This is a genomic window from Roseiconus lacunae (assembly GCF_008312935.1).
GTDB classification, from domain to species: Bacteria; Planctomycetota; Planctomycetia; order Pirellulales; family Pirellulaceae; genus Stieleria; species Stieleria lacunae.
Genome location: NZ_VSZO01000025.1, coordinates 1 through 3,343, shown reverse-complemented (window position 1 = coordinate 3,343; position 3,343 = coordinate 1). Strand labels below are relative to the sequence as shown.

Below are 3,343 nucleotides of genomic sequence, written 5' to 3'. Positions count from 1 at the left end.
TTCGGCGAGCTGATTCAGCATCGAACGCCTGAGTTTGACTATTCCCGCTGCTAACGAAAATGGGCGAACCAGACGATGCACGTGAGCCGCCGAGTTGAGGGCATTGAAGTGGTTAGTCGTTCGCGGCGGCCACGTGATCGTTATCGTTCGCCGACCATGAAACAGTAAACGCAATGTCAGCGATCTTCTCAGCTCCGATCTGGTTTATTTTTGCTGCATTGGCGATTCCGTTGCTCCTCGTCGCCGCTTCGGTATTTCACGCTAGCGGAATCTATACGATCGATGACGATCCCGATGCTGATGTCGCGACGATGCAAAGCGTGCTTGATGACGGCACCGTCATTCAAACGGTCGAATATCCTGGATTCGGCTCCGCCAAGGTTGTCACATTTTTCGGCCCGTTTGGAATCGCTGCCAATGCTCGTCGTTGGGCTGCAATTGCCGTTGCTTGCGGACTTGTTCTGACTGCGATTGGCATGCTTTGACTCCTGCACTTCCCAAGCCGTATTCCGGTCGTGAACTATGACAACGTACAATACGCGGACGGTGACGATGTGATACCCAACCCGGTTGGTGGTGAAGCCGGCGAACCAGACGATGCACGTGAGTCGCCGAGCTGAATTTATTGAAGTGGTGATTCGTTCGCGGCGACCACGTGATCGTTATCGTTATCCCACTCTATGCGCAGTGATGCCATGACTTGGACTCGCGAACAATTTCTAGAAACTGCGGTATTGTTTCGCGACCGTTGGCGGATCGCGGCCGACGGTCTTCGAATTAAGCCGCGACGTTTCTGTGATCTCGTAAGGCTGCTGGATGCCGACTTCAAATCGCCGGAACAATACTCGAACGCAGCCGCGACCGACGATCCGCATTACCTTATCACTCACCGAATGCATGTAAATTTCGTCGCCCATCCTGCAACTGCAACACTGGCATCGCCATATGAACCACTTCTTCAGATCATCGAAAACGGTGGATGCTACACGGTCGAACATTGCTATATTGATGTACGAGACAACGAATGCAATCCGATTGGCGGGTTCGACGTCTCCGCCAAAACCATGGGATAACCAAGCGGTGAACCGAAGTCGCCGATGATGCGTTTTTTGAAATCATAGTTTTTTGGCGGCGACTCGGTTACCGCCGCCGTTACCAGATTGAGGTGACATGGAACCTTCACCTTCAACCGAACAGATACTCAGCGGCCCGAGAAAATTGTTGCCATGGCTCATCGTTTGCGCAACGGTTTGTCTAGTAGGCGGGATTTTTCTATGGGACCCGATCCAACCGAAATTGATCCAATGGATTCCCTACTCACCCGACGAAGTTGCAGCTCGACAACTGAATGGTGAACCGACCGCGATTCTCTACTTTGCCAACTGGACGGTTGGCGCTAATCACAGGGGCGGGCTGCTTTCCCCATCCATTGCACAGTCGCTTGCCGCATTTCAACTTGCGGTGATGTCCGCTGACCTGACTGATGCGAACAGCGGTGACTTTCAGAGACTGGCGGAAACTGGAATTGTTGAGATACCAGCGTTTGTCCTATATCCTGGCGGGAACGACTCCGAACCGGTGATTTTTCTCAGTGGGACTGCCGACGAGGAAATTGTTGCTGCGATTGAACATTCCGCGGGATGATCGAGCGGCGGGTATTCTGGTAACCATCGCGTGCACCGGAGTACGCGAGTTGGCGGCCTTAGAATTGAGAATCTTTCGCGCGTACCCGGTGACGCGTGCCGTTATGCCAGACAAGTAGCGACCGATGCGTTTGACTCACTTCACCATATTGCTCTTCGCATCGGTAGTACTGTCGGGCCTCTACGGTGCACTTCACAACCAATTCACCTACGTAGTATCCCCAGAGTATTTTCACCAGTTTAAGTTTCATCAATTTGAGATTCCTTTGTCAGATCGCAATCGGTGGGGAGCCGCGATCGTTGGTTGGCAGGCATCTTGGTGGGTCGGCGTCTTTGCCGGTGCGGTTGTCTTGATAGTGGGAATGCTGATTCGCGACAATGCTTCTTATTTCCGCACACAGTTGCGTGCTATTGCGTTAGTTGTCGCGACCGCGGCAATATCCGGCCTGGTGGCATTCGGGCTATCGTTTCTAGCGTTGGATCGCGCGGGGAGTGACCCCCTCATTCTGTACGGCAATCTCATCCAGGATTCAGTCGCGCTACGAAGAGCGGGAATGATCCACAACTTCACATACCTTGGAGGACTGCTGGGAGTGCTCCTCGCATGCACTTACAATGTCAGAGTGTTCCTTGCGGCTTCACAGGTCTCCACATTTCGCAAAGAGATTCGGGCATAACCATTCGATGCACACCGAGCCGCCGCGCGCGGATCATTGAAGTGGTCGGTCTCCTGACGGCGGCCGGGTGATCGATAGCGTTCGTCGTGCTACTTCACGATCGTTGGTTCATTCACCTTCGAATGCGGATCAGATCCGACGCCTGTCGTTGTGGCTGGAACATGGCCCATCGCTTCGTGACGCAACCTCTGTTTCCTGATGATCGCTTTTGATGTCACGGTTTGATAGATCATCTTCTCCAACCGGATGACGGCTTGGTGATTCGCAATGCAAGTCACTTTCGTCGTGCCGGATGACTCACGTAGTGGCCCATTGATTGGCAACGTGACATCAGTCGCCTATTGATCGCACGTGATGTTGCGGTTTGGTTGTCGAACATATCCCATCGCATAGACTCACATACCAGCCCATCCAATACCGACGATACCTCTGTCGCTCGTTGATCGCTCTTGGTGTTGCGGTTTGATGTCGGAATTCTGACTGATGTTGACGCTCCGGTCATTCTGGAATTGCTACAATGATTTTGCGCCGTCCAACTTCCAGCCGGCGGCGAACATAGCCTGACGAACCATGTGATGAACGGGAGTCGCGGGCGCTGCTGTTTCCTGAGTTCACGATGCTTGGCCGCAACCCCGTTATCACCACCGTTCGTCGTGCTACTTCAAGTTCGTTGGTTCATTCACCCTCGAATGCGGATCAGATCCGATGCCTGTCGTTGTGGCTGGAATTGGGCCCATCGCGTCGTAACGCGACCTTTGTTTCCTGGTGATCGCTCTTGATGTCACGGGTTGATAGATCATCGTCTCCAATCGGATGATGGCTTGGCGATTCGCAGCGCAAGTCACTTTCGTCGTGCTGGATGACTCACGTACGGGCCCATTGATTGGCGACGGAACAGTAGTCGCCTGTTGATCGCACCTGATGTTGCAGTTTGGCTGTCGCTCCTGGTTCACCGTATTGATTCACGTACCGTCCCATCCATTGGCAACGGACCCTCTGTCGCCTGTTGATCGCAATCGTGGT

The 3,343-nt window shown here is 53.3% G+C and carries 5 protein-coding genes; 4 read left to right on the top strand and 1 reads right to left on the bottom strand.

Translation table 11 applies throughout. The features are described from left to right. Positions 1-173 precede the first annotated feature (173 nt). The 3 genes from FYC48_RS22000 (at position 174) to FYC48_RS21990 (ending at position 1,644) form a co-directional block, all read left to right on the top strand. Complete coding sequence (locus tag FYC48_RS22000) at positions 174-485, top strand: hypothetical protein (RefSeq protein ID WP_149498960.1); 312 nt, start codon at positions 174-176, stop codon at positions 483-485. 210 nt (positions 486-695) lie between these two features. Next, a complete protein-coding gene (locus FYC48_RS21995; protein ID WP_149498959.1) occupies positions 696-1,073 on the top strand; it encodes a hypothetical protein in 378 nt (125 codons plus the stop codon). Between the two features lie 97 nt (positions 1,074-1,170). Further along, a complete protein-coding gene (locus FYC48_RS21990; RefSeq protein WP_149498958.1) occupies positions 1,171-1,644 on the top strand; it encodes a hypothetical protein in 474 nt (157 codons plus the stop codon). A gap of 58 nt (positions 1,645-1,702) precedes the next feature. On the opposite strand, the gene FYC48_RS27920 is transcribed toward FYC48_RS21990, so the two are convergent. Beyond that, the gene (locus tag FYC48_RS27920; protein ID WP_160149698.1) at positions 1,703-1,894 is read right to left on the bottom strand and encodes a hypothetical protein; all 192 of its coding nucleotides are present in this window, start codon (positions 1,892-1,894) and stop codon (positions 1,703-1,705) included. A gap of 15 nt (positions 1,895-1,909) precedes the next feature. On the opposite strand from FYC48_RS27920, the gene FYC48_RS21985 reads away from it, so the two are divergent. Next, positions 1,910-2,320: a hypothetical protein gene (locus tag FYC48_RS21985; protein WP_160149697.1), complete on the top strand. Its 411-nt coding sequence runs from the start codon at positions 1,910-1,912 to the stop codon at positions 2,318-2,320. The last annotated feature ends 1,023 nt before the right edge of the window (positions 2,321-3,343 follow it).

Excerpts from the sequence above, each read along its gene's own strand:
- FYC48_RS27920 (WP_160149698.1), bottom strand. The coding sequence starts at position 1,894 with ATGAAACTTAAACTGGTGAAAATACTCTGGGGATACTACGTAGGTGAA.
- FYC48_RS21990 (WP_149498958.1), top strand. The coding sequence starts at position 1,171 with ATGGAACCTTCACCTTCAACCGAACAGATACTCAGCGGCCCGAGAAAA.
- FYC48_RS22000 (WP_149498960.1), top strand. The coding sequence starts at position 174 with ATGTCAGCGATCTTCTCAGCTCCGATCTGGTTTATTTTTGCTGCATTG.
- FYC48_RS21995 (WP_149498959.1), top strand. The coding sequence starts at position 696 with ATGACTTGGACTCGCGAACAATTTCTAGAAACTGCGGTATTGTTTCGC.